Source organism: Paenibacillus sp. JMULE4 (assembly GCF_013337105.1).
In the GTDB taxonomy this organism is placed as follows: Bacteria; Bacillota; Bacilli; order Paenibacillales; family NBRC-103111; genus Paenibacillus_G; species Paenibacillus_G naphthalenovorans.
Map to the genome: position 1 here is coordinate 130,076 of NZ_SGWF01000017.1, position 25,837 is coordinate 155,912.

Here is a 25,837-nt window from a genome sequence, read left to right on the forward strand (position 1 = left end):
AAATCGAGTAAAATGTGAGATATCACACATTTTTGCAAAGTGTATTGTCACAAAAAATACGATTTTTCATTACTTTATTTCACCGTTTACATAGAAAAAAAAGTAAGGATTGGAAAGTGAAATCGACATCATTCGACAAAATTATCAAGTATACTGATTTGTTTGTCGAATAATAGTTCATTGATCAAGGAGGAAAGCTATGAGCACGCCGATGAAAGAAGAAAAGGTGTTCAAGGATCCGGTACATAAGTATATTTATGTGCAAGACCAAACGATTTGGGATCTGATCAATACAAAAGAATTTCAAAGGCTGCGCCGTATCCGTCAGCTTGGCACATGCTTTTTGACCTTTCACGGTGCAGAACACAGCCGGTTTTCTCATTCGCTTGGTGTTTATGAAGTCACACGCAGGATTATATCCCAGTTTGAACGGAATCAGTATGAGGATTGGCCCAAAGAGGAACGACTGCTGTGCTTGTGCGCGGCTTTGCTGCATGATGTTGGACACGGTCCGTTCTCCCATTCCATTGAAAAGACGTTCGGCAGCCACCATGAAGAATGGTCGTGCCGCATTGTCCTGGGGGATACGGAAGTCAATCAAGTGCTGCGGCGCGTATCTCCGGCATTCCCACGGCAAGTGGCTGACGTCATCTCCAAAACGTATCACAGAGAAATCGTCGTCAGTCTTGTATCCAGCCAGCTGGACGCCGACCGGATGGATTATTTGATTCGGGACGCTTATTTTACCGGGGTGAATTACGGTACCTTTGATTTAGATCGGATTCTTCGGGTCATGCGTCCGTACCAGGGACATATTGTAGTCAAAGAGAGCGGCATGCATGCTGTGGAAGATTATTTGATGTCACGATATCAAATGTATTGGCAGGTTTATTTTCATCCGGTAACCCGCAGCGCGGAAGTGGTGCTCCACAGTATTTTTCAAAGAGCCAAAAAGCTTTATGAGGAGGGATACCGGTTCCAGTTTATGATTGCTCCGCTGCATAAGCTGTTTCAGCAGCAGTTGACGGTAGACGAATATTACTTCTTGGACGAAGCGTTCATGCAAACCGTCTTGATGCAGTGGTCCCTGGAGAAAGACCCGATTCTTTCCGATCTGTGCTCCCGGTTTTTGCAGCGGCGTTTGTTCAAATATATAACGCTCGAGCGTATCGACACTCAACTGATGGAACGCCTGGGAAGCTTGCTGCAAAGCTTTGGAATCGATCCGGATTATTACCTGAAAATTGATTTCCCGTCGGATCTGTCGTATGATGTGTACCGTCCCGGAGAGCAGGATGAGAAGCTGCCTATCTTGCTGCTGGATTCCAAAAACACATTATCGGAGATCTCCTGCAAATCGGAGATTGTCCGCTCGATCAGCGGTATTCATATGGGGAAATACCATTTGTATTACCCTCATGAGCTGCTGTTGAACCATCTGCAGGAACTGGACGCTGATGTTCGCATCCTGTTAGGTCTGTCCTGAACATTGTCGCAATGGCGAAGAAAGGGGTATGTTCATATGCTGATCGACACGCATGTGCATCTAAACGTACAGGCATTCGATGAAGATCGACACGAAGTGATTCAAAGGGCAAGAGAGAACGGAATTAGTCACATGATCAATGTCGGATTTAACAGGGAAACCATTCCCAGCTCCATCGCTTTGGCAGAACAGTATGACTTTATCTATTCGACCGTGGGTTGGCATCCGACAGACGCAAAGGATATGACCCCGGACGATTTGGAATGGATCGAATCGCTTTGCCGCCATGAGAAGGTGGTAGCCATAGGAGAAATCGGGCTGGATTACTATTGGGATACGTCTCCAAAGGATGTACAAGCCCGTGTGTTTCGTGAGCAAATCCGGCTCGCACGTAAGCTCGGCATGCCGATTGTCATCCATAACCGGGATGCGCATCACGATGTTGTGCAAATTTTGCGCGAAGAAAAGGCGGCGGAGGTTGGCGGTGTGATGCATTGTTACTCCGGGAGCTGGGAAACAGCCAAAATGTGCCTTGACATGAATTTCTATATCTCGTTTGGAGGACCGGTCACGTTTAAGAATGCAAAACAGCCCAAGGAGGTGCTGGAAAAAGTTCCTCTCGATCGGCTGCTTATTGAAACGGACGCGCCTTACCTTGCCCCTCATCCGTATCGGGGCAAGCGGAATGAATCGTCTTACGTTCGTCTTGTAGCTGAGACGGCGGCCCAAATCAAGGGCATTTCACTGGAAGAATTGGCCGGGATTACCTCGAGGAATGCCATATCCATTTTCGGTATAAAGTGAATTTTCACACAAAAGAACTTTTTTATACAAAACAAGATAATCGAAGAAAACAAAATAAAAAACTGTGACCAATGGAGAAAAAGATGGTTTTGGTTTAAAAATTAATAAAAAACAATGATAATTGAGTAAAATCCGAGATTTTTTTCAAAGTTTGTATACTTTACAATTCCAGCCTTCACATCGTACACTCAATATTAACTTCATACGATTGCCAAAATTCCAACATCGCTGAGTTCCGTAAGGGAACGGGGGAACCGCATCGCGGATGTCACAGCGCTACGCTGTTGATGAACGTGGTGTTTATAGGGGTGAATCTTGGGGCAGGCAGCTGCTTCCGAGTAGGGCGACTCTCAAGTCCGAATCCGTCAGCTAACCTCGTAAGCGTTAAGAGAGAGGTAACGATTGTCGTCGGCTTAACTTTTCATTTTGAGGAAAATGAGAAAAGTCACGGGAAGGTTCCTCTTCTCCGCTGACTTTTTTTGTATTCCCCCGTCATTGGGATAACGATCCAAGCCGGTTCATAAAAAATAAGATTCCAGGAGGTGGCCTTAGGCAAGTACGGTTCTGATAGCCGTTGAAGCAAACGTTGGTAATTGGAGAAGAATATACTTTACCATAGTCGCGTCAGATCTAATCATGCATAACACTCGGATGGCGGGGCTTTAAGGAGGACCGAACAAGTGGGCGTTGTGACACCTGAACAAACCCATGAAAGACGATCATCCAGCTTGTCCTTCGCATTGCGATGGAAGCATGAAAACTTGCGTATGATATCGATCATTGCACTCATATTATTCGCTATGACTTTCATGTTTTTAATCATGTATTACGGTACGTCAATCAAAAGCGTATCGGTTGTTGTAGACGGAAAAGAGCAAACTTTCCAAACTAGAGAATCAGTTCTGCAGCATATACTGGATGAGCAAGGCATCTCTGTCGGTGAACACGACCGTGTGTCGCATTCTCTGGATGATTCGGTGGAATCGGGAGATCGAATTATTATCGAGAAAGCCAAACCGGTACAATTGACAGACGGTGGGCAAACCAAGACCGTATATACGACAGGAAAGACGGTCAAACAGCTATTTGACGATCAGAAGATCAAGCTCAGTGAACTTGATAAAGTGACTCCCGCTTTGAATGCGGCAATAAACGAAAATAGTGAAGTCAAGATCGTCCGTGTCAAGAAAAATGTTGAGGAAATCAAAGAACCGATCGCTTTCGAAACGGTAAAAAAGACGGAGCCGAAGCTGATCAGAGGCAAAGAACAGGTTATTCAAGAAGGACAAGAGGGCGTTCTGCTCAAGAAGAAAGAAAAAGTCTATGAAGACGGTGTGCTCGTATCCGAACAAATCGTTGACGAAAAGATTCAAACCCAAAGTGTGCAAAAAATTATTGCGGTGGGAACGAAGAATCCCGTAGTAACACTCTCTTCGTCTTCGCCAACCTTGGAACAGGTGACCAGAAACGGCGTGAAGTTCGACGTTAAACAGGTCATCAATAACGTGAAGCTCACTGCGTATAGCGCGGGACCGGCCTCGACAGGCAAGGATCCGGATCATCCGCAGTATGGAATCACGGCATCAGGTACGAGAGTAACGGAAGGTCGCACGATTGCAGTCGATCCAAAGGTCATTCCGATAGGCTGGTGGGTTTATATTGAAGGTCTGGGCTTCCGCAGAGCGGAAGACACCGGCAGCGCAGTCAAAGGAAATAAAATCGACGTTTATTTCGACAGCCATGATTATGCTTTGCGCTTCGGAACAAAACATGGCGCAACCGTATATATCATCGGTCCAAAGAAGCCGTCGGCTGATTAAGGATGGGCAATTAGGGCAGACTCATCATATATAGAACAGATGAAGAAGAGGTACGGCTAACGTCCCTCTTCTTTTCTCTTGCTGCGAAAGTAGGTACGGACGAATTCCATGATTAAAGAGATTATTGTTGTTGAAGGCAAAGACGATACGGTTGCGATTAAACGGGCCGTCGAAGCGGAAACGATCGAAACCGGCGGTTCCGCAATCAATAAAGAGGTGCTGGAGCGTATCCGGTTGGCGCAGGAACGCAGAGGCGTAATCATTTTCACGGACCCTGATCATGCAGGGGAGAGGATACGTAAAATCATCGCCAAGGAAGTCCCCGGCTGCAAGCATGCGTTCCTGACGCAGGAGGCGGCCACCAGCCGCGGCGACATTGGGGTGGAGAACGCATCGGTGGAAGCGATTCGTTCCGCGCTTGTGAATGTACGCACGGATTATATGGCCCAAGGTACGGAAATCGGCTGGAACGATCTGCTGGAGGCCGGTCTGATCGTTCACCCGGCGGCTGCCGCCAGAAGGCTTGAGATGGGCAAGCGGCTTGGTATCGGTTATTGTAACGGAAAACAGTTTTATCATCGCTGCCGCATGTTTCAAATTACAAAAGAAGAATTCGAGGCGGCGCGGCGGCATTTGGATGAAGAAGAGGGTGCAGCGTTATGAGTACCAATCGCTTTACAGATACGGCGGATGCGGGACAAGCGTCTGTGGAGGACATCGCCTCGCCGAAAAAAACCAAAGAGCTGATGCAGAAGTTCGGCTTTACCTTGAAGAAAAGCTTAGGTCAAAACTTTCTTATTGATTACAATATATTGCATAAAATCGTTTCTGCAGCCGACTTGACCCCTCAAAAAGGGGCGCTGGAAATCGGTCCCGGGATCGGAGCCCTAACGCAGCAGCTGGGCAAGGCGGCAGGACGGGTCGTGGCCATTGAGATCGACCAAAGACTGCTGCCGATGCTTGAGGAGACATTATCCCCTTATCCTCATACGACCGTTGTCCACGGCGATGTGCTTAAGGTTGATCTGAAGGAGCTGTTCGAGCAGCATTTTCAGGGCGTCTCGCAAGTTAGCGTTGTCGCCAACCTCCCTTACTATGTGACCACTCCCATTATTATGAAGCTGCTCGAAGAAAAGCTGCCTCTGGAGAATATCGTCGTCATGATTCAGAAGGAAGTGGCCGACCGGATGGCTGCGAAGCCGGGAGGTAAAGATTACGGCAGTCTCAGTATTGCGGTACAGTATTATTGTATCCCCGAAGTCGTAACGATCGTCCCGCGCACCGTGTTTATCCCTCAGCCGAATGTGGATTCGGCGGTCATTCGGTTGAAAGTAAGACAGACGCCTCCTGTGGATGTGGAAGACGAGGCCTTTTTCTTTGACGTGGTCCAAGCCAGCTTCGTGCAGCGGCGCAAAACGATATATAACAATCTAGCGGCGAAATATTTCACCAAAGAAACGAAAAGCGAGCTGGAAGTCATCCTGCAACAATCAGGCATCGATCCCTCCCGCCGCGGGGAAACATTGTCTATGGAAGAATATGCTGTACTGAGCCGGAATCTTGCCAGAGCGTTAAGTTCCCGTTAACTCCTCCATAGGGGTTATAGGCAATTCACCTGCACCATTTGCCTATATTCGCCATACGATAGACGAGGAGGCGATGCAGCCATGAAACAGGGAGACCTCGTCACTCGTAAGTCGTATGGCGGTGACATAGTTTTCAAAATCCAAGAAATCAGGCAGCAGCAGGCGGTGCTCCGCGGAGTAGAGCTGCGGCTTTTGGCCGATGCTCCGCTTCCGGATTTGGAACCCATGCCTCAGCTCGATCCTTTTCAATATTTGGGTTTGATCCGTCCGAAATGGTTGGATGCCATGAGGCGCACGAATGCATCGCAATCTCAAGCAAGCCCGAACGCGGCGGATAGCAGCACAGCTCCGGGTGCGGCGCCCAAATCACGTCCGACTTATTTTGACGTGCCGGGTAAAGTGCTGCATCTGGATGGCGATCCAGTGTATCTGCGCAAATGCATGGTCTTATATGGAGAGCTCCGGGTACCGGCCGAAGGATTCTATGTGACGGAAGCCCATATGGCCGATGCGCTCTACCGCCTGCTGCCCCAAATCCAGCCCGATATTGTAGTGGTGACCGGACATGACGGCCTTCTGAAGCACCGGAGTAGAGGGGACATTACCTCGCTTAGCAGTTACAAAAATTCGCATAATTTCGTGAATGCGGTGCAGGCAGCAAGGAAATATGAAAAAAACCGTGACGCATTGACGATTATCGCCGGTGCGTGCCAATCCCATTTTGAAGCGCTGCTGCAAGCCGGAGCCAATTATGCCAGTTCCCCCGCCCGTGTGCTGATTCATGCTCTTGACCCGTTGTGCATCGCGGCTAAAGTGGCTTTTACGCCCATTCGCGATACGGTGAATATCGTAGATGTCATCGGGCTCACACACAGTGGTTTGGAGGGGCTCGGCGGCATAGAATCACGAGGCAGCTATCGCCGGGGCGTGCCCAAAATTCAACACGCAAATCAGACTTAAGCGCCGAAAGGTGCTTTTTTTCTTTTTCAATTCCCCCATCCATCCAGAATAATTTTTGACAATTGTGTGAATGAAAGTAAAGATGATTTATGTTTTTCTGCAGAAATCAAGGAAAAAAAGTCATTGACAACACGTTTGTATGGCTGATATAATATTCGGCTTAAATTGACATACTACCTTTGTTGCGTTATAATTAAATAGGAAAGAGGTGGTAGTGATCAATGGCTAAAAATACGCTGTTGGATATCAAACGCAGTTTGGAACCTCATGTCGGACAAAAGATCATGTTAAAAGCAAATGGCGGTCGCCGCAAGACCATCGAAAGATCCGGTGTATTGGAGGAAACCTATCCTTCCGTATTTATTGTGAAGCTGGATCAGGAACACCAGACCTTCAAGCGCGTTTCTTACAGCTACGCAGACATTTTGACGGAATCGGTTGAAGTGACAGTGCAAGGCGATGACGGAGAAGTGCGGATTACAATACAACAATAATACATAAACGGTTGGCTTGCTCGAGCAGTCAGCCGTTTTTGCTTGTGTACTTCATAAGACGGTGCTGCCGTCGATAAAGTTGCATGATTTCCTGGTATCGGCGCATACTAGCTTTTACTAACTTCAAATCAACAGCGAAGGAGGTAAGGTTATGGGGCGCAGAAATCGCAGAGGGGTTATGTCCGATGCTTTCAAATATGAACTTGCCAAAGATCTCGGCTTCTACGAAACCGTACAGCGAGAAGGCTGGGGCGGCATAAGAACGAAGGATGCGGGCAATATGGTAAAGCGGGCGATCCAAATTGCGGAGGGAACGTTGCAGAAGCAGAACCCGATCCCGGTTGGAAACGTCGGGATGGCTCCCGGACAAGGTACGATTCCCGCGCAGGGGGCGATAGCGTCGCCGTCTCAGGAATCCCTAGCGCCAAGGTACGGCGGCGTGCAGCCAACTGTACAGACGCCGGTGTATTCCCCGTACTCCAGGCCGTAATTGCACCATTAAAGAAAGCTAGAGCAGCCAAGAGGCCGCTTTAGCTTTTTTTTGTGCCGTTTTTGGTATAGTATTAGGAGAAGAACGGTAAGCCCGTATAGACAGACAGTTGTAAAGAAGGTGTCCTATGAAGGTATTCGAGAAAGCCCCGGCAAAAATCAATTTGTCCCTGGATGTATTATATAAGCGTGAAGATGGCTATCATGAAGTGGAGATGGTTATGACCATGGTCGATCTGGCGGACCGGATCGAAATGCAGGAGCTGCCGCGCGACACGATCATCATATCGAGTCAAGCCGGGTACATACCGCTGGATGAAAAAAATCTCGCTTTTCAAGCCGCTCGTCTGATCAAAGAGCGATATGACGTTAAGCAAGGAGTTTATATTCATTTGGATAAGAAAATCCCGGTAGCTGCGGGACTTGCCGGCGGGAGCAGCGATGCCGCGGCTACCTTGCGTGGGCTGAATCGGTTGTGGAGGCTTGGCATAGGGATGAAAGAACTGCAGAAGCTCGGGGAAGAGCTCGGTTCGGATGTGCCATTCTGTGTAACCGGAGGAACAGCGATTGCACGGGGACGCGGTGAAAAGCTGGAGCCGATCGAATCACCCCCGCAGTGTTGGGTTATTCTGGCTAAGCCCCCGATCAACGTGTCTACATCGGAAATATACGGCAAGCTGCAGGTCGGCGCCATCCGGAAGCATCCTTCCACTGCGGGAGTGCTTGAGGCGATCCGGGAGAAGCGGTTCGAACAGCTGTGCGGGGAGCTCGGCAATGTGCTGGAGGAAATTACGCTGGAGCTTTACCCGGAGGTGCGGCAGCTGAAAGAAGTGATGGCTAAGCTGGGGGCTGACGGCGTATTGATGTCGGGGAGCGGTCCTACCGTTTTTGGACTGGTTTCGAAAGAAGCCAAGGTTCCTCGCATTTATAACGGGCTAAGAGGCTTTTGCAAAGATGTTTATGCTGTAAGACTGCTGACTTGAACAAGATGATAATGTCACTTTGGTGTCATTATATTTTTCGCGATGTGCTTGTATAAATACGTATAAAAATGTTATATTTTCATTATATTATTCGGATTTTATTATAACATGCGTCGTAAATTAGGGGGTGCACCAGTGAAAAAAATGAAAAGAAGCGCAAGATTGGTGGAAATGACCCAATACTTGCTAATTCGCCCCCATACGTTGATTCCTTTGACGACTTTCGCTGACCGCTACAACTCCGCCAAATCTTCTATTAGCGAAGACTTGGCCATCATTAAGGAAGTGTTTGAAGAAGAAGGTCTTGGGGAACTGCAGACGCTTGCAGGCGCGGCAGGGGGTGTCAAGTTCATCCCGAAAGTATCAAGAGACCATTCCCTGCAGTTTATCAACCAGCTGTGCAGACAGCTTGAGCAGCCGGAGAGAATACTGCCAGGCGGATATTTATACATGTCCGACATCATGGGACAGCCGATGGTCTTGAACGAAGTGGGCAAAATGTTCGCATCCGTTTTTGCGGGCAAAGACATCGACGTGGTCATGACTGTGGAAACCAAGGGTATTCCATTGGCCTACTCGACGGCCACATATTTAAATTTGCCGGTCGTCATCGTACGCCGGGACAATAAAGTAACCGAGGGTTCAGCCGTAAGCATCAACTATGTTTCGGGGTCGAACAAGCGGATTCAAACGATGTCCTTATCGCGGCGAGCGCTCAAGGAAGAATCCAAAGTATTAATAATCGATGACTTCATGAGGGTCGGCGGTACGATTCACGGTATGATGGATCTGCTGCAGGAGTTTAAAGCTACGGTGAAGGGCGTGGGCGTTTTTGTAGAGTCGGGTGAAGTGGAGGAGCATCTGGTGGAAGATTACGTTTCTTTGGCCAAGCTGTCCGCGGTAGATCCGAAGACAAAACAAATCACAGTCGAGCCGGGCAACTATTTTCGTGAAGGCGATACCTTTGATGAGGAGTGATCAATCAATGACGAACATAAGTATCATTTCAACAGACCAGGCGCCAGCCGCTATCGGTCCTTACTCGCAAGCGGTTCGGGTCGGATCGCTTCTATTTACATCAGGCCAGATTCCGCTCGGATCGGACGGCCAATTGGTGCCCGGAGGCGTAGAAGAGCAGACCCATCAAGTATTCCGCAATTTAAGCGCAGTGCTTGCGGCAGCCGGAGCGACTTTCCGGGATGTCGTTAAGGCAACCGTTTTCATCAAAGATATGAATCAATTTGCCCAGATCAATGAAATCTACGCTTCGTATTTCGGAGACCATAAGCCGGCTCGCTCGACGGTAGAAGTGGCGCGGCTTCCGAAGGATGTTTTTGTCGAAATCGAGCTTATTGCAGCGTTAAATGTCGAATAATTTTAAAAAGACAAATTATTTATAAAAAAGCGGAAAAATTTTGAATGGAAAGCAGGAATTTGCCCTAAAATGTGGAATTTATACCTCAAGTCAACAAGATGGAAAAAGGTGGTGAACTAGAGGTGCAAATAACTGACGTCAGACTTCGTCGGGTAAACTCCGAGGGCAGAATGAAAGCCATTGCTTCCATTACCATCGATAACGAATTTGTAGTTCATGACATTCGTGTGATTGACGGTAACAACGGCATGTTCGTAGCTATGCCGAGCAAGAGGACGCCGGATGGGGAATTCAGGGATATCGCGCATCCGATTTCCTCTTCCACTCGTGAGAAGATTCAATCGGCGGTACTGACAGAATATGAACGGGCCGCAGCGGATGAAGAAGTAATTGAAGAAGGGGCATAAACCGATGTTCTTAAAGAGCCTGTGGGCTCTTTTTTCTTTTTCCTCATGAAACGGGTGTACGGAGATTGCATTTTGAAGACCCCGACCCGTATACTAACATAGAATGATTAACTTGAACGAAGGGGATGGAAAGCTTGAACATCATGGGAGTCGTGCTCGCCGCAGGGCAGGGCAAGAGGATGAAATCAAAGCTATATAAAGTGCTGCACCCGGTGTGCGGAAAGCCTATGGTCGGTCATGTGGTCACCACACTGGAACATATAAATACTTCGCGTACGGTAGTCGTCGTAGGCCACGGCGCCGAAGCGGTTCAAGCGTATTTGGGGAATCGCGTGGAATATGCATTGCAAGAGAAGCAGCTCGGAACAGGTCACGCCGTCCTGCAGGCCAAACCGCTGCTTGAGGGCGAAGACGGGATCACCATCGTCATCTGTGGAGATACGCCGCTGGTTTCTGCAGAAACGCTGCAGGACATGATTCGGACTCATCAGGAGAAGGGGACGGCCGCTACCATTTTGACAGCGGTGATCGACGAGCCTCGCGGATACGGCCGAATCATTCGGGATGCACAGGGGCATGTCAGCGGAATTGTCGAAGAGAAGGATTGCAATGACGAGCAGCGCAGGGTTCAGGAAATCAACACAGGCACCTATTGCTTCGATAACCGGAAACTGTTCGACGCTCTCGCCTCAGTTAAGAATGACAATGCCCAGAATGAATACTATCTCACCGATGTGATCAGTATTCTGGTCAGTCGTGGTGAAAAAATCGAAGGCTGCGTGATGAAGGATATCCGGGAGTCCATCGGTGTCAACGATCGGCTGGCTCTGTCGCAGGCGGAAGCGGACATGCGTCAGATCATTAACCGGCGCCATATGCTCGGAGGGGTTACGATCATTGACCCTTCGAATACGTATATCGAAGCGGATGTGCAAATCGGTGCGGACACCGTCATTTTACCGGGTACGATCCTTAGGGGCAAAACAGTGATCGGGGAGGACTGTGTCATTGGGCCTCAGGCCGATATCACAGACAGCACCCTCGCCAACGGCATCACGGTCAAGCATTCGGTGCTGCAGGAAGCGGTGATCGGCGCCGGAACGACCGTCGGGCCTTACGCTTACTTACGACCGGGTTCGAATTTGGGCGAAGACGTGAAAATCGGGGACTTTGTTGAGATTAAGAATGCCAGACTGGCTGACGGAGTCAAGGTATCTCATTTGAGTTACGTCGGGGACGCGGTGATTGGACGGAATGTGAACTTTGGCTGCGGCGCGATTACCGTAAACTATGACGGCTATAACAAACAGCTGACCGAGGTGGAGGACGACGCCTTTATCGGCAGCAACGTCAATCTTGTGGCTCCGGTCAAAATCGGCAAAGGCGCTTACGTCGTTGCAGGCTCGACCATCACCGATGATGTCGAAGCGGGGGATCTTGCCATTGCCAGAGAGCGGCAGGTAAACAAGCCGGGTTACGCCGAGAAGCTTCACGCCAAATTTGCGGCCAAGAAAGAGCAGCTGAAGAAGAACCGTCCGTAATCGAACTTCATCGGCAGGACGTATTTCCCTTTCTATGTTTCGAACCTCCTTCAAATGGGTAAATTAGTAGAAGCTTGGGTTTGCCCAGATTGAAGGAGGTTTAACTATGGCAGCAACATTGAAAGCGGAAGCTCGTACAGGCCGAACGAAGGGTGATCTCAACCGGCTGCGTGCGCAAGGAAAAGTACCCGGTATCGTTTACGGAAAAAAAGTGACGCAAACGCCAATCGCCATCGATCAAAAAGAACTGTTTACCCTGTTGAAAACGAATCCGAACGGCATTATCGAGATGGATGTTCCGGGATTCGGCAAACAGCCGGTGATGATCAATGAAGTGCAGCGCGATGTGTTCACCCGTCAGCCGCTGCATGTCGATTTCCATCAAATCAATATGGACGAGCCCGTCACCACGACGGTCCGCCTTGAATTTATCGGAGACCCCGTTGGCGTCAAGGCCGGCGGTATTCTGCAAATCCAGCATCATGAGATTGAGATCCGCTGCTTGCCGCAGCATATCCCGAGTGAAGTAGAAGTAGATATATCCGGTTTGGACGTTGGCGAGAATATCCTCGTGTCCCAGTTAAAACTGCCTGCCGACGTCGAAGTAAAAGCCGATGAGAACGATGTGCTTGCAACGATTCTTCTGCCTCAGAAGGAAGCCGAGGAGGAGCCGGCCGCCGACGAGCCTGCAGCCAAGGTCGAGGGAGCTTTCGAGAAAGAAGAAGAGGAAGCCGACAAAACGGTATAATGTTGAACGTTCGGACGTACGGTCCGTATGTTTTTTAGAGGAAGCGTGTTGATGGGCGAGTCGATCGACACGCTTTTCCATTATGCTCGAATGACAGGAGCTTCTACCGATTCGGGGAAAAGGTTGATGAACGGGGTCATGTGAAAGTTGGCTTGGGGCGCTTTTTCGGGTATGATTAACTCGTAGGAGTTACATGGATGGTTTTGAAAGGAGCAGTTGGCTTGAAATGGTTCGTAGGCCTCGGCAATCCGGGGCGGCAATACGAAATGACGCGGCACAACATCGGCTTTATGGCGCTGGACCGATTCGCCGACAAGCACGGAATCCAAATCTCGCAGAACAAATGCAAGGGCCTGATGGGAGAAGGAATGGTGGCCGGGGAGAAGGTCGTTCTCCTTAAACCGCAGACGTATATGAATCTGTCGGGAGAGTCCGTGCGGGCATTTATGGATTTCTACAAGGCGTCCCCGGACGACCTGATTGTGGTATATGACGATTTGGATACGCCGTACGGGAGTATCCGTTTGAGGTATCAGGGCAGTGCAGGGGGCCACAACGGAATCAAATCCATCATACAGCATCTGGGCTCCCAGAAATTCAATCGAATCCGAATGGGCATTTCGCGTCCGGCACCCGGCCGGGATATTGCCGATTACGTATTAAGTCCTTTTAGCAAAGAAGAATGGCAAAGCATGCCTCAGGTGCTGGATAGAACCTGCGAGGCTATGGAATATGTATTGGAGCACACATTCGAGAAGACGATGGCGAAATTTAACGGTTAGGTTGTTAAGCATTCAAGCTCCAGCGACCCCAGGCTAAAATCCTCCATTCTTGGTCATACTAAGTATGATGTCAGCGGATTGCCGATTGTACCGGTGACCGTTGTCCGTAGAGAAGCGCTTTGCCCGGCAAAGCGGAGAGGAGGAAGGCCGCATGACCGTGAAATACATATGCCGTCATTGCCAAACATCCATCGGGGAGATTCGTCAGGAAGAAGTGAGCGAGTATCAGTTGGGCTTTCATTTCTTGACCCCTGAAGAGCGGAGAGATATAATATCGTATAACCCAAATGGGGATGTCACCGTCAAGGTGGTTTGCGATTATTGCAAAGAAGCGCTGGAGGCCAATCCGGAGCTCTCGCTCCTCGCGAATCCTCTGCAGTAGGGGCTATTCGCGTCCGGCTGTCCGGCATGATGTACATGAATCGGGCCTAAAGCGAGTGCGCTATAGGCTTTTTAGTGTTACGCGGTTGAGAGGGGTGTCCTGTTTTGCAGGCTTTAATTCGGGCGTTCGCCGCGGATCTTGATTTTCAATCCGTGGTTGCCGGCATTCGCACGGGGATGAGGGAGCAGTTAATCGCCGGATTAACTGGTTCCTCGCGTCAGGTTATGCTCGCTTCGCTTTATGAGGAGCTGGAGCGGCCTTTATTTGTCGTGACGCACAATATGTTTTCTGCACAAAAAATGTACGAGGATTTAGCCGAACTGCTGCCTGGGGACCGGGTGCTTTTGTTCCCTGCCCAGGAGTTGCTTGCCGCTGAGGCGGCAATCGCGAGCCCCGAGATGCTGGCACAGCGAGTGGATGCGCTGTCCCGTCTGGCTGGAGATTTCCGCGGCATCGTCGTAGTGCCTTATGCGGGGATGCGTAGGCTGCTTCCAAGCCGGGATTCCATCGTTCAGGCTCAGTTCCGCATTGAAGTGGGGCAGACCGTGGAGCTGGACCAGCTGGTAAGCCGCATGGTCGAGCTGGGATATGAACGGGTGGAGCGGGTTGAAAACAAGGGAGAGATGAGCGTTCGCGGGGGAATTCTCGATTTGTATCCCCTCACATCGCCTCATCCGTATCGGATCGAGCTGTTCGATATTGAAGTCGACTCCATTCGTTCGTTCGATGCGGGAGACCAGAGGTCCATCGATAAAGTGAACGAACTGACCATTCTGCCCTGCCGCGAGATCGTGGCCGATCGTAACCGGTTACAATCGGCGGCGCAGCATGCCTACGAGCTGCTTCAGGAGCAGATCGGCAAAATGACGGACCGGGCCGCCAAAGACAAGCTGCTTGAAGGCATGGGACACGAAATCGAGCTGCTTCGGGAAGGACAGCACTTTCAAGGGATATTCAAATATGTCTCCCTCCTGTTTCCGGAACGGCAAACGCTGCTGGATTACATGCCGAAGGATTCGATTATCATTGTAGACGAACCCTCGAGGCTGCTGGAGACGGCAAAGCAGCTTGAGAAGGATGAGGCCGAATGGACGACCTCGTCGCTGCAGGACGGCGAATGCATCCCGGCGCTGGCCTTGTCCAAGCCTTATGAGACGCTGCTTCTTCGCAAAGCTTATCCAACGCTGTACATGTCGCTGTTCCTACGTCAGGTACAGCAGGTGACGCCGCAGAATATCGTCAATTTCATGTGCCGGTTGATGCAAAACTTCCACGGCCAGATGAATCTGCTCAAAAGCGAAATGGAACGCTGGAAAAAATCCGGCGCCCAGGTGATGATGGTGGCCAGCGGGGCTGAACGGATTGAGCGAATCAAGCGGGTGCTGGCCGATTATCACATTGAAGAGCCGCAGATTGTGGACGGCAGCCTGCAGACCGGTTTTGAGCTGCCCAGCATTCATCTTGTCGTCATTACCGAAGCCGAAATGTTCACCCAAAAGCAGCGCAAGGCCCGCAAGGTAGACAAAAAGATTGAGAACGCCGAACGCATCAAAAGCTACCAGGAGCTTAAGGTTGGGGATTATGTCGTCCATGTCAACCACGGGATCGGGAAATTCGTAGGCATCGGAACGCTTGAGGTTGGCGGGATTCATAAAGATTATCTGCACATTATGTATGCCGGCGGCGACAAGCTGTCGGTACCGATTGATCAAATCGACCATGTCCAGAAGTACGTAGGCGCCGAGGAAGGCAAAGAGCCGAAAGTGTATAAGCTGGGCGGGACCGACTGGAACCGGGTCAAGAGCAAGGCAAGGGCATCCGTGCAGGATATTGCGGACGATCTGATCAAGCTTTATGCCGAACGCCAGGCGACTCCCGGATACGCATTCTCCAAAGACAGCGCCTATCAGCAGGAGTTCGAAGGGATGTTCCCGTACGAGGAAACAGCAGACCAGCTCCGTGCCATTGAGGAGATCAAGAGGGATATGGAGAAGCCCCGGCCGATGGATCGGCTGCTGTGCGGCGACGTCGGCTACGGCAAGACGGAGGTGGCGATCCGCGCAGCGTTCAAAGCGGCGATCGACGGGAAGCAAGTGGCGGTTCTGGTACCGACGACCATTCTGGCCCAGCAGCATTACGAGACGTTCAGGGAACGCTTCTCGGGTTATCCGTTTAACATTCACGTATTGAGCCGATTCCGTTCCAAGAAGGAACAAACGGAGACGATGAAGGGCATAAAGAACGGTACCGTGGACATCGTGATCGGCACCCACAGGCTGCTGTCCAAGGATATCCAATTTAAAGATTTGGGGCTGCTTATCGTCGACGAGGAGCAGCGCTTCGGTGTTTCGCACAAGGAAAAGCTGAAGCGGCTCAAAACGAACGTGGACGTGCTGACCTTGACAGCGACGCCGATCCCGCGCACGCTCCATATGTCGATGCTTGGGGTAAGGGACTTGTCGGTCATTGAGACGCCCCCGGAGAACCGTTTCCCGGTACAGACCTACGTCGTAGAGTACAGCGCTTCTTTGGTACGTGAGGCGATCGAGCGGGAGCTTGCCCGTGAAGGCCAGGTATACTATTTGTACAACCGTGTACAGGGAATTACCCAAATGGCTGAACAAATCTCGATGCTCGTTCCCGATGCGCGGGTGACCGTAGCTCACGGCCAAATGTCGGAGCAGGAGCTGGAGAAGACCATCCTGGATTTTCTTGACGGAGAATATGACGTTCTTGTCAGCACGAGCATCATTGAAACCGGAGTCGACATTCCAAACGTGAACACGCTCATTGTCCATGATGCCGATAAGATGGGGCTTTCGCAGCTGTACCAGCTGCGCGGTCGGGTCGGACGTTCCAACCGGATCGCCTACGCCTATTTTACTTATCAGCGGGACAAAGTGCTGACGGAGGTGGCGGAAAAACGTCTTCAAGCCATCAAGGAGTTTACGGAGCTGGGTTCCGGGTTTAAAATTGCCATGAGAGATCTTTCCATTCGCGGCGCCGGTAATTTGCTCGGTGCCGAACAGCACGGCTTTATCGCATCGGTTGGATTCGACCTGTATTCCCAGATGCTAGGAGAAGAAATTAATAAGCGGAAGAAGGAAATGGGCGGCGAAACGACGCCCGAAGAAAAGGTTTGGTCAACGCAGCTTGATATTCAGTTGGATGCCTATATTCCCGGCGATTACATTTATGACAGCGTGCAGAAAATTGAAATTTACAAAAAAGTGGCGGCTGTGCAAACCTTGGATGAAGCGATGGAGCTGGAGGATGAACTCGTGGACCGGTTCGGCGATTTGCCGCAGGCGGTGGTCAATCTGCTCAAGGCGGCCCGCCTGAAGGTCTACGGCGCGATGTATGGGATCGAAACGATCTCGCAGAAAGGTTTGGATTACGAGCTTCGGATTCACCCTGGACAAAACGACAATTTGGACGGGCAGAAGCTGCACCAATTGTCAGGCGAATTCGAGAATCGGATCAAACTGATCGGCGGGCAGCAAATCATTATCGAGCTGAAGGGCAAAGGGTTAAAACCAGAAGAATCCATCGATTTGCTGGAAAGGTTTCTGGTACAATACAAGCGTGTTTTGAAATCGAAGGGAGAGCTGCAGAATGTGGCAAAATAAAGGGAACCCGTTGCAAAAAGGGCTTTTGGCTCTTTTCGCACTCATATTGATTATTGGTGTAACGGCAGGATGCGGAAAGAAAGACGAGGGCGGCTCCACCGCGGCGCCGGAAGGCAATCCTGATGAAGTGCTTGTCACGTACAAAGACGGCGGCCAGGTGACACGCGGGGAATTTGAAACATTTATGAACGTCAATTTGCTTTTTAACCAGCAGTATGCGCAGTATAAAGATGAGCCGGCGTTTCAGCATGACATGATGAATCAATTGGTTGCGTTCAAGATTCTGGCGTCCCGTGCGGACGACAAAGCGAAAGCGGAAGCCGACAAGCAGTCGCAGCAGCAGCTTGAACAGCTTAAAAGCTTTATGGGCATGCAGGAAGGCGGCATGGAAAAGCTGCTGAAGGATAACAACATTACGGAAAAGGACTTGGATGAATTCGTGCATCAGAGCATTCAAGTTTTCGTATCGGAAGAGAGCAAGATTCCGGATGCGGATCTCAAAGCGGCTTATGACCAGAAGCTGGCGCAGGACAAGAACACCTACGATATCGCTACGGTCAGCCATATTCTCATCGGCATTAATGATCCGGCGACGGGGAAAGAGACCCGTACGAAGGAAGAAGCCTTAAAGCGGGCGAAAGAAGTAAAGGACAAGCTGACGCAGGGCGGCGACTTTGCCGCGCTGGCCAAGGAATATTCGGAAGATCCGGGCTCCAAGGATAAGGGGGGGACCTATACGGATATGCCTCTTTCTCAATGGGTGCCTGAATTCAAACAGGCTGCTATCGAGCTTCCGATCGGCCAGATCAGCGATCCGGTAGAAACGACATTCGGTTACCATATCATGAAGGTTGAATCCCGCAAAACCAAAACGTTTGATGAAGTAAAGCCGGACTTACGCTCTGAAGCGGCGCAAAACAAGGTGCATGAATTTATGGAGAAAGAGCTTCCTGGGCTTATTGAGACGAACAATCTGCCTAAGCCGGAAGAGTCTAAGCCCGCAGAAACGCCGGGTACGCAAGCTCCGCAACCGGACGCTCCTCAATCCGATGCTCCAAAGACGGAAAACGGCAAGTAAGATTTACCAGGGCACCCGTATGGATGCCCTGTTTTGTTTTCATTTTTTTGGACATAATGTAAACAGCGGCGGACATTCTTACATAATGAACCGATGACCGCAAGGATCAAGCGCCAGGTATCATGCATAACCACTTGGGAATCGAAGAATACTAAGATTAGTTCAATTCCCTCCATTGGCATAAATTAGAGTCCAGTCTGTATCTAACTCTCAGGAAAGCGAGGCATCTAGAATTATGAAAGCAACTGGAATCGTTCGTCGTATAGACGATCTTGGCAGGGTCGTCATCCCCAAGGAGATTCGCCGTACGCTGCGGATTCGGGAAGGGGATCCTCTCGAAATCTTTGTAGACCGCGACGGAGAAGTGATTCTTAAGAAATACTCTCCTATCGGTGAACTGGGTGATTTTGCAAAAGAATATGCCGAGTCCTTATATGAAAGTACAGGCCACATTACGATGATATCGGACCGCGATACCATGATTGCCGTAGCCGGCGGTTCCAAGAAGGAATATTTGGACAAGCCGATCGGTTCTCTCGTTGAACAATGCATGGAAAACCGTAAGGCTTCGATAGAAAGCAGCAGCGGGTCATATGAAATTTCCAAGGATGTAAACGAAACTTACAGCTCGTATGTGATTGCTCCGATTGTGGCGGGCGGAGACCCGATCGGAGCGGTGATTCTGGTCAGCAAGGATGAAAGTGTGAAAATGGGCCAAATGGAGCTCAAAATGGCGGAAACGGCTGCGGGCTTCCTCGCCAAGCAAATGGAACAATAATGTGCGGCTGAAATCAACCGCAAGAAAGCAAAAGCAGGGCTTCCTGATGGCATCCTCTTGAAGGGATATCGGGAAGCTTTTTTGCTTGGTTTTGGAAAATGGGCGGCAAGTGCGGTATAATGTTGGCGTTAAGACGGACGCTAAGCCAAGCTTTAGTGCGGTACGGCAAGAAGGAGAGGGAGAGCATCGGAGGAAAGGAGACGGACAAGGCGTTCGGGCCGGAGGGGCGGACCGATGGGGGACGCGCGGGCTCGGCGCTGCTCAAAGGCGCTGCTTTGTTGGGGATGGCCGCTGTCATCTCCAAGCTGATCGGAACGCTGCAGAAAATTCCGCTTCAGAATTTGGCCGGCGATGCGGTATTCGGCATTTATAACGCGGTTTATCCGCTCTATATTTTAATTTTGTTTTTGGCGACGGCCGGTTTTCCGCTGGTGATATCGAAATTTGTATCTGAGTATGCGGCCGCCCGCCGCTTCGACGAAGCGCGCCGTGTGCTTCGTGTGGCCTTGGTTGCGCTGATGGCGACGGGAATTTGTTTCTTCCTGCTGCTGTATTCCGGAGCCGATACGATCGCGCGATGGATAGGTGCTTCGCAAACCGTCGAGGCGATTCGCAGCGTGTCGTTTGCACTGTTGATCGTACCGGTCATGTCCTGCCTGCGCGGCTACTATCAAGGATTTCAAAATATGGTTCCGACCGCTTGGTCGCAGGTTGCCGAACAAACGGTGCGGGTGGGTACGATGCTGATCCTGCTTATCGTGCTCATGCATCTGGGTTATGGACCGGAATGGATTGCCGCAGGCGCCACGTTTGGTTCTGTGACAGGTGCGATGGCGGGTTTGGCGGTCATGCTGTTTTTTTGGCGGAGGGATCGCGAAACGCTGGGGAGTACGGGTGCGGTCGGCGGTTCTTCCCTCTTCGGCGCTTGGCAATGGAAGCGGGATTGGGCGCTGATGAAACGGTTGACGGTCTACGCGATTCCGCTCTGCCTCGGCGCCATTGCGGTTCCGATTTTGACACTTGTGGATTCCTTCACGCTGCCCAGGCTCCTTCGAATTTCAGGCTATGACGAAACCGGGGCGCTTTATCAATTCGGGCTTTATCATCACGGCCTGCCTCTGGTGCAACTGGTTGCCATGATTGCGTCTTCCATGTCGGCGGCGCTGGTGCCGGCGATGGCGGAAGCCAGACAGCGGGGAGATCTGGCGGCAGCGCGCAGCAGGGCGGAGATATCGCTGCGGTTCACCTGGATGATCGGGCTCGCCGCCTCGTTCGGTCTGGCCGTGCTGGCGGAGCCGCTGAACGTAATGTTCTTCAAAAGCGCCGATGGTACGGCGGCGATGGCGATCCTTTCGTTCACCGCGCTGTTCTCGGTGATCAATATTGTCGCCGGCAGCGTGCTGCAAGGGCTTGGCGCCGTGCGTGCGCCGGCGCTGTATCTGCTGCTTGCCGCCGGCGTGAAGGTCGCGGCGAACGCGCTGCTTGTGCCGCGCTTCGGCATCGCCGGCGCCGCGGCAGCCGCGGTGGCCGCCTACGCGCTCGCCGGCGGCCTCACGCTCGCGCACGCGCTGCGCGCCGCCGGCATCACGGCCCCGGGCGGCCGCGCCGTCATAAAGCCGCTGCTGGCGGTCGGCTTTATGACGCTCGGCCTGCTGGCCGTGACGCACGGCGCTCCGCCGCTGCTTGCACGGCTGCCTGTGGCCCTGTCCGAGCGGGGCATGGCCGCGATCATCGCGCTTAGCGGCGTCGCGATGGGGGCGCTGGCTTTCGCGTTCGCGCTGCTGCGTCTGGGCGCGGTGACCGCCGCGGAGCTGGCTCAGGTGCCCAAGCTTGGGGGCAAGCCCCTTGCGCTGCTGCGCAGACTCCGGCTGCTCCCCTAGAGCGGAGCGCCGCATCAAAACTTAAGGAGGCGCTTGCGCCATGTCTATGCAACCGCAAATTACCGTTGTCGGCCTCGGAACCGGCGACCCGAATCAACTGACGCTCGGCGTCTGGAGAAAGCTCGAATCCACCGGCACGACGGGCGGAGCGCTGTATCTGCGCACCAAGGAGCATCCGATGGTCTCGATGCTTGATCACCACGGGCTGCGCTATGAGACGTTCGACGCCGTATATGAAGCCAATGAGGCGTTCGACACGGTGTACGAAACGATCGCCTCTACGCTGATCGCCCGGGCGAAGACTCCAGGGGCGGGGGAAGTGCTGTACGCCGTCCCCGGACATCCGATGGTCGCCGAGCGGACGGTGCAGCTGCTTCGCGAGCGTTGTCCGGCCGAAGGCGTGCTGCTCGGGTTCATGGGCGGCGAGAGCTTTCTCGATCAGGCCTTTCTGAGGCTCGGCTTTGATCCCATCGAGGGCTTTCAGCTGCTTGACGGTACCTCGCTTCAGGCAAGCTCCCTGAATCCGCAGCTGCATACTTTGATCGGACAAGTGTATGATGTCTATACGGCCTCGGATGTGAAGCTGACGCTGATGGAGCTGTACCCGGACGACTATCCGGTAACCGTTGGCCATTCGCTTGGCGTGACAGGGGAGGAGCGCGTTCGTGAGGTGCCTTTGTATGAGCTTGACCGTGTAGAAGGTTACGGCAACTTGTCATTGGTGTGGGTGCCGCGGACGGATCGGGACGATGTGCGCAGCCGCACCTTCTCCCGCCTGCACGAAATCGTGCACATTCTGCGAAGCCCGGAAGGGTGTCCGTGGGACCGGGAGCAAACGCACAAGTCGCTGCGCAAAAACTTGATTGAAGAGGCCTACGAAGTACTGGAAACGATCGACGACGACGATCCAGATCATATGTGCGAAGAATTAGGCGACTTGCTGCTGCAAATCATGTTGCATTCGCAAATTGAAGCGGAGGCCGGCTCCTTCACCGTATTCGATGTGATTCAGGAGCTCAACGAAAAGCTGATCCGCCGTCATCCCCACGTATTCGGCTCCATGCAGGCGGAGGATGCGGACGAAGCGCTAAGCAACTGGCAGCAGATCAAAGACGAAGAAAAACGCCGTAAAGGCATAAACCCTGACGAGCAATCGGTGCTGTCGGGCGTGCCGCGCGATCTGCCGGGGCTGATGAAGGCGTATAAGCTTCAGAAGAAAGCCGCCGGCGTTGGCTTTGATTGGAGCGCTTTGGAAGAGGTGCTGCCGATTGTGGAATCGGAGTTGGCCGAAGTGAAGGAAGCGATCGAACGGTTCGGTAAAGCGGAGCAGCAGGAGGAGATTGGTGACCTGCTGTTTGCCGTCGTGAATCTTGCACGTTTTTTGAAGGTGGATCCCGAGGAAGCCATGGCCGACGCCAACCGAAAATTTTTCGACAGATTCAGCTATATTGAATCGCAGCTGCGTTTAAAGGGCAAGACATTTGACCAAACTGATTTGCAGGAGATGGAATCTCTTTGGCAGGAAGCAAAAAAAGTTCTAAAAAAATAAGCATCTTTGCAGGAATTTCCTATGCAAGCAAAGAATACATAAGCTTAGCGTCATTCAAAGAGGAGGATATTTACTCATGAACAAAACCGATTTGATCAACAACATCGCTGAAAAAAGCGGCCTTACAAAAAAAGACGTGGAATCTGTATTAAACAGTTTTCTTGGCGAAGTAACAGAAGCTTTGTCGAATGGTGACAAGGTTCAGCTGATTGGTTTCGGCACATTTGAAACTCGCAAACGTTCCGGACGCACGGGCCGCAACCCGCAAACCGGTAAAGAGATTACAATTCCAGAATCCAAGGTTCCAGCCTTTAAAGCAGGCAACAAGCTTAAAGAAGCGGTGAAATAATGCGGCTTGACAAGTTTCTCAAGCTCTCCCGTTTAATTAAGCGCCGTACGGTCGCTAAGGACGTATCCGAACAGGGCCGCGTCTGGATTAACGGAAGGGAAGCCAAACCCAGCAGCACGGTGAAGGTAGGCGACGAACTGACGATTCAATTCGGGCAGAAGCTGGTCACCGTTCGCGTGGAACTGCTGTCCGAGTCAACCCGCAAGGAAGACGCGGCCAAGATGTACACGCTGCTGAAAGAAGAAATGAACAAACGTGATTCGGACTTTTTGTTGTGATCCGATTTCGATCAAGAAGAGACTGAGCGGATGCTCGGTCTCTTTTTAGTCTGGCGGTAATTTCCGGTCACAGGCGGATCCTGCAGGATGGCGCATCGGATTCCGATTGGGAGTTCTAAACCTCGGACGACCCCCATACGTTTATAGTAAGCATGCTTTGGGCAGGCCAAAGTGATGAGGAGGGGGACGTGCCATGGCAGAATTGCCGGGGAAGGTAAAGCGCCAGGAGATTAAAATGCTCAACCGCAAGCTGCTGGAAGTATCCGGAGTGCTGAATGTGGAAAGCTTCGACAGCGAGGAGTTTTTGCTGGAAACCGAGTGCGGCTATCTGATGATCAAAGGCCAAAATTTACATATCAAAAATTTAAGTCTCGAGCAGGGCCTGGTCGCGATTGAAGGGTATGTCAACGAGCTGGCGTATGTGGATGCAAACTCCCAGGGGAAAACCAAGGGATTTTTCGGTAAACTGTTTAAGTGACGCTGCAGATTCAATTTGTGACGCTGGGCATGATGTCTGCAGGAGGGCTCGCGCTGGGAGTGCTGTTCGACATGTACCGGGTGCTTGCTGGCCAGCTGAAAGTACCCTCTTGGATGAAAGCCGTCCTGGATCTCCTGTATTGGTTCATCGGCACGCTGATCGTGTTCAGGCTTCTTTATGAGAGCAACTGGGGCGAGGTTCGCCCGTTTATTTTTCTTGGTCTTGGCATCGGCATCGTTTTATATTTTTTGGTGTTTAGCCGTGCGGTCATCTGGGTGATTCGGTTATTGATCCGCATTGTGCTGGCCGCCGTTCGCATTGGAAAGCAGTTGATCCGGGTGTTTATTGTCAAGCCGGCGATCGGATTATACCGGTTTTTGATCATCTTTTTAGGATTTTTGCTCGCGGTGGCTATTTTCCTTTATAAAACTGTGATACAATTATGCTATCCTGTGCGGAAATTGCTTGTATGGCTGGTGAGGCCGATTGGCCGATGGATTCGCGCCCGAATTCCGGTTCCCGCATGGATGAAGCAAATGATAACAACTGTCGCAGCCTGGCTGCAAAAATTCAGATAAGAGTTTCGCTCTTATCGTAACCTGGGAGGATACAAGGTTCATGCAGGCAGCTTCTAAAGCAAAACATAGTGAGCCGCAAAACAAAGGCTCGTATCGCCGACGCCGTTTTGTGATGCTGGTGCTGGCATGCTTTTTGAGTTGGGCCGGCATTACCCTTTGGAACCAGGCTGACAAAATCAGTGACCGGAAAGAGAAGGTTAGCGCCCTTGAGCAGGAACTGACCAAGACGCAGCAGGTCTATGACAGCCTGCAGCGCGAAATCGAAAGGCTCAATGACCCGGAATACGTAGAGCAAAAAATCCGTAAAGAGCTTCATTATGTAAAGCAAGGAGAAACGTTGTTTTATACCCCGAAGCCGCCACAGAAATAACCTAGCAAATGATGGTCTACGCCTTGTGTTGACCGTATTTTCTCCATAAGTTATAATCTGCGTAGCTTCATTATTGTTTTTTTTGCATTGCTAACTATTTAAGGGAGGATCAGTTTACTTTATGGCAATTGAAGTGGGCAGCAAGCTGCAAGGAAAAGTAACAGGCATTACTCACTTTGGGGCGTTCGTCGAGCTTTCCGAGGGGGTTACCGGCCTTGTACACATCTCGGAGATTGCGGACAACTATGTCAAGGATGTCAACGATCATCTCAAGCTGAACGATATCGTTACCGTGAAAGTGATTAATGTCGACAAAGACGGCAAAATCGGTTTATCCATCAAGCAAACGGTGGATCGTCCGGTAGATGCTGCTCCGCCGACAAGGCCCGCTCGTTTTGAAAGACAAGGAGGAGACCGCGGAGGCTTTAACCGAGGAGACCGTGGGGATCGTGGAGGCCGTGGTGGTAAACCTCCCGCAACCAGGCTTTCCTTTGAAGATAAAATGGCTCGCTTCCTGAAAGACAGCGAAGACCGCATTTCTTCCCTTAAGAAGAACACCGAGGGTAAGCGCGGCGGTCGCGGCGCGCGCCGAGACTAGCAGGAAACGATATTTCGAAGCTGTTCGACTGGCCAAGTCCGAACGGCTTTTTTGCATACGGAGGAAATATTTTACGGGTCGAATATTTCGCGCATCGGGACTTGACAAGCCCTTGCCGGCTATTATATACTCATGCTTGTTGCGGCGGCGTAGCTCAGCTGGCTAGAGCGTACGGTTCATACCCGTAAGGTCGGGGGTTCGATCCCCTCCGCCGCTATAAGTGCTCAGAACCGCTTCCATAGAAACTGTGGGAGCGGTTCTTTTTTTTGTGAAATATTCCAATATTTGTCGGATATTCCATTTCAGCTCCCCGAATCGACAGGTTGTAACGCAAAGAGTGCTTGTCCGCGGCGAACACAAAGGGGAACAAGACTGAATTTCTTCTCCAAACCATTTTGAAAGCCCTAACAAATAC

The 25,837-nt window shown here is 51.2% G+C and carries 26 protein-coding genes, 1 tRNA gene, 1 pseudogene and 1 riboswitch; all 28 genes and pseudogenes read left to right on the top strand.

Translation table 11 applies throughout. From position 1 onward, the window contains the following. The first annotated feature begins 199 nt into the window (after positions 1-199). The 28 genes and pseudogenes from EXW96_RS19580 to EXW96_RS19715 all read left to right on the top strand — a co-directional run bounded on the left by EXW96_RS19580 (position 200) and on the right by EXW96_RS19715 (position 25,639). A complete protein-coding gene (locus tag EXW96_RS19580) occupies positions 200-1,486 on the top strand; it encodes an HD domain-containing protein (RefSeq protein WP_062410326.1) in 1,287 nt (428 codons plus the stop codon). A 36-nt stretch (positions 1,487-1,522) separates the two neighbouring features. Beyond that, positions 1,523-2,290, top strand: a complete 768-nt coding sequence (locus tag EXW96_RS19585) for a TatD family hydrolase (protein ID WP_054819633.1) — start codon at positions 1,523-1,525, stop codon at positions 2,288-2,290. Positions 2,291-2,506: 216 nt separating this feature from the next. After that, a riboswitch (cyclic di-AMP (ydaO/yuaA leader) is annotated at positions 2,507-2,690 on the top strand. Between the two features lie 280 nt (positions 2,691-2,970). Further along, a complete protein-coding gene (locus EXW96_RS19590; RefSeq protein WP_174351227.1) occupies positions 2,971-4,110 on the top strand; it encodes a resuscitation-promoting factor in 1,140 nt (379 codons plus the stop codon). 108 nt (positions 4,111-4,218) lie between these two features. Then, the gene (gene rnmV, locus EXW96_RS19595; protein WP_174351228.1) at positions 4,219-4,773 is read left to right on the top strand and encodes a ribonuclease M5; all 555 of its coding nucleotides are present in this window, start codon (positions 4,219-4,221) and stop codon (positions 4,771-4,773) included. Next, complete coding sequence (rsmA, locus tag EXW96_RS19600; protein ID WP_062410329.1) at positions 4,770-5,696, top strand: 16S rRNA (adenine(1518)-N(6)/adenine(1519)-N(6))-dimethyltransferase RsmA; 927 nt, start codon at positions 4,770-4,772, stop codon at positions 5,694-5,696. Before rnmV ends, rsmA begins: the two co-directional genes overlap by 4 nt. 81 nt (positions 5,697-5,777) lie before the next feature. After that, on the top strand, positions 5,778-6,656 hold the full coding sequence (gene yabG / locus EXW96_RS19605; RefSeq protein WP_174351229.1) for a sporulation peptidase YabG: 879 nt from the start codon (positions 5,778-5,780) through the stop codon (positions 6,654-6,656). Between the two features lie 221 nt (positions 6,657-6,877). After that, positions 6,878-7,150 carry a biofilm formation stimulator Veg gene (veg, locus tag EXW96_RS19610; RefSeq protein WP_054819635.1) on the top strand — a complete coding sequence of 91 codons (273 nt, stop codon included), beginning with the start codon at positions 6,878-6,880 and terminating at the stop codon, positions 7,148-7,150. Between the two features lie 151 nt (positions 7,151-7,301). Next, positions 7,302-7,481, top strand: a pseudogene (locus EXW96_RS27745) (small, acid-soluble spore protein, alpha/beta type); the annotation flags it as partial. Positions 7,482-7,767: 286 nt separating this feature from the next. Then, entirely contained in the window at positions 7,768-8,622 is an 855-nt protein-coding gene (gene ispE, locus EXW96_RS19620) for a 4-(cytidine 5'-diphospho)-2-C-methyl-D-erythritol kinase (RefSeq protein ID WP_062410331.1), read from the top strand. Positions 8,623-8,757: 135 nt separating this feature from the next. Continuing rightward, positions 8,758-9,600, top strand: a complete 843-nt coding sequence (gene purR / locus EXW96_RS19625) for a pur operon repressor (protein ID WP_062410332.1) — start codon at positions 8,758-8,760, stop codon at positions 9,598-9,600. Between the two features lie 7 nt (positions 9,601-9,607). Beyond that, a complete protein-coding gene (locus EXW96_RS19630; protein ID WP_054819637.1) occupies positions 9,608-9,997 on the top strand; it encodes a RidA family protein in 390 nt (129 codons plus the stop codon). 122 nt (positions 9,998-10,119) lie between these two features. Further along, positions 10,120-10,404: a septation regulator SpoVG gene (gene spoVG / locus EXW96_RS19635; RefSeq protein WP_054819642.1), complete on the top strand. Its 285-nt coding sequence runs from the start codon at positions 10,120-10,122 to the stop codon at positions 10,402-10,404. Between the two features lie 134 nt (positions 10,405-10,538). Next, on the top strand, positions 10,539-11,945 hold the full coding sequence (gene glmU, locus EXW96_RS19640) for a bifunctional UDP-N-acetylglucosamine diphosphorylase/glucosamine-1-phosphate N-acetyltransferase GlmU (protein ID WP_054819643.1): 1,407 nt from the start codon (positions 10,539-10,541) through the stop codon (positions 11,943-11,945). Positions 11,946-12,051: 106 nt separating this feature from the next. Beyond that, positions 12,052-12,693: a 50S ribosomal protein L25 gene (locus EXW96_RS19645; RefSeq protein WP_054819638.1), complete on the top strand. Its 642-nt coding sequence runs from the start codon at positions 12,052-12,054 to the stop codon at positions 12,691-12,693. 221 nt (positions 12,694-12,914) lie between these two features. Then, entirely contained in the window at positions 12,915-13,475 is a 561-nt protein-coding gene (gene pth, locus EXW96_RS19650; RefSeq protein ID WP_054819644.1) for an aminoacyl-tRNA hydrolase, read from the top strand. Positions 13,476-13,626: 151 nt separating this feature from the next. Next, positions 13,627-13,857, top strand: a complete 231-nt coding sequence (gene fin / locus EXW96_RS19655; RefSeq protein ID WP_062410335.1) for an anti-sigma-F factor Fin — start codon at positions 13,627-13,629, stop codon at positions 13,855-13,857. A gap of 104 nt (positions 13,858-13,961) precedes the next feature. Next, complete coding sequence (gene mfd / locus EXW96_RS19660; RefSeq protein ID WP_062410336.1) at positions 13,962-17,486, top strand: transcription-repair coupling factor; 3,525 nt, start codon at positions 13,962-13,964, stop codon at positions 17,484-17,486. After that, positions 17,473-18,564: a peptidylprolyl isomerase gene (locus EXW96_RS19665; RefSeq protein ID WP_054819639.1), complete on the top strand. Its 1,092-nt coding sequence runs from the start codon at positions 17,473-17,475 to the stop codon at positions 18,562-18,564. Before mfd ends, EXW96_RS19665 begins: the two co-directional genes overlap by 14 nt. A 235-nt stretch (positions 18,565-18,799) precedes the next feature. Then, positions 18,800-19,342, top strand: a complete 543-nt coding sequence (gene spoVT, locus EXW96_RS19670; RefSeq protein WP_054819640.1) for a stage V sporulation protein T — start codon at positions 18,800-18,802, stop codon at positions 19,340-19,342. A gap of 119 nt (positions 19,343-19,461) precedes the next feature. After that, on the top strand, positions 19,462-21,222 hold the full coding sequence (locus tag EXW96_RS19675) for a putative polysaccharide biosynthesis protein (protein ID WP_174351232.1): 1,761 nt from the start codon (positions 19,462-19,464) through the stop codon (positions 21,220-21,222). Between the two features lie 46 nt (positions 21,223-21,268). After that, positions 21,269-22,771, top strand: coding sequence for a bifunctional methyltransferase/pyrophosphohydrolase YabN (yabN, locus tag EXW96_RS19680; RefSeq protein ID WP_074729817.1), 1,503 nt, complete (start codon positions 21,269-21,271; stop codon positions 22,769-22,771). A gap of 76 nt (positions 22,772-22,847) precedes the next feature. Next, complete coding sequence (locus EXW96_RS19685; protein WP_010501443.1) at positions 22,848-23,120, top strand: HU family DNA-binding protein; 273 nt, start codon at positions 22,848-22,850, stop codon at positions 23,118-23,120. After that, complete coding sequence (locus EXW96_RS19690) at positions 23,120-23,398, top strand: RNA-binding S4 domain-containing protein (protein WP_054819661.1); 279 nt, start codon at positions 23,120-23,122, stop codon at positions 23,396-23,398. Before EXW96_RS19685 ends, EXW96_RS19690 begins: the two co-directional genes overlap by 1 nt. Positions 23,399-23,591: 193 nt before the next feature. Further along, positions 23,592-23,876, top strand: coding sequence for a sporulation protein YabP (yabP, locus tag EXW96_RS19695; RefSeq protein WP_062410339.1), 285 nt, complete (start codon positions 23,592-23,594; stop codon positions 23,874-23,876). Next, entirely contained in the window at positions 23,873-24,454 is a 582-nt protein-coding gene (yabQ, locus tag EXW96_RS19700; protein WP_062410340.1) for a spore cortex biosynthesis protein YabQ, read from the top strand. Before yabP ends, yabQ begins: the two co-directional genes overlap by 4 nt. A gap of 40 nt (positions 24,455-24,494) precedes the next feature. After that, positions 24,495-24,824: an FtsB family cell division protein gene (locus EXW96_RS19705; protein WP_062410341.1), complete on the top strand. Its 330-nt coding sequence runs from the start codon at positions 24,495-24,497 to the stop codon at positions 24,822-24,824. A 121-nt stretch (positions 24,825-24,945) separates the two neighbouring features. Next, the gene (locus EXW96_RS19710; protein WP_054819659.1) at positions 24,946-25,422 is read left to right on the top strand and encodes a S1 domain-containing RNA-binding protein; all 477 of its coding nucleotides are present in this window, start codon (positions 24,946-24,948) and stop codon (positions 25,420-25,422) included. Between the two features lie 143 nt (positions 25,423-25,565). After that, positions 25,566-25,639 (top strand) — tRNA-Met (locus tag EXW96_RS19715). Positions 25,640-25,837: the final 198 nt, after the last annotated feature.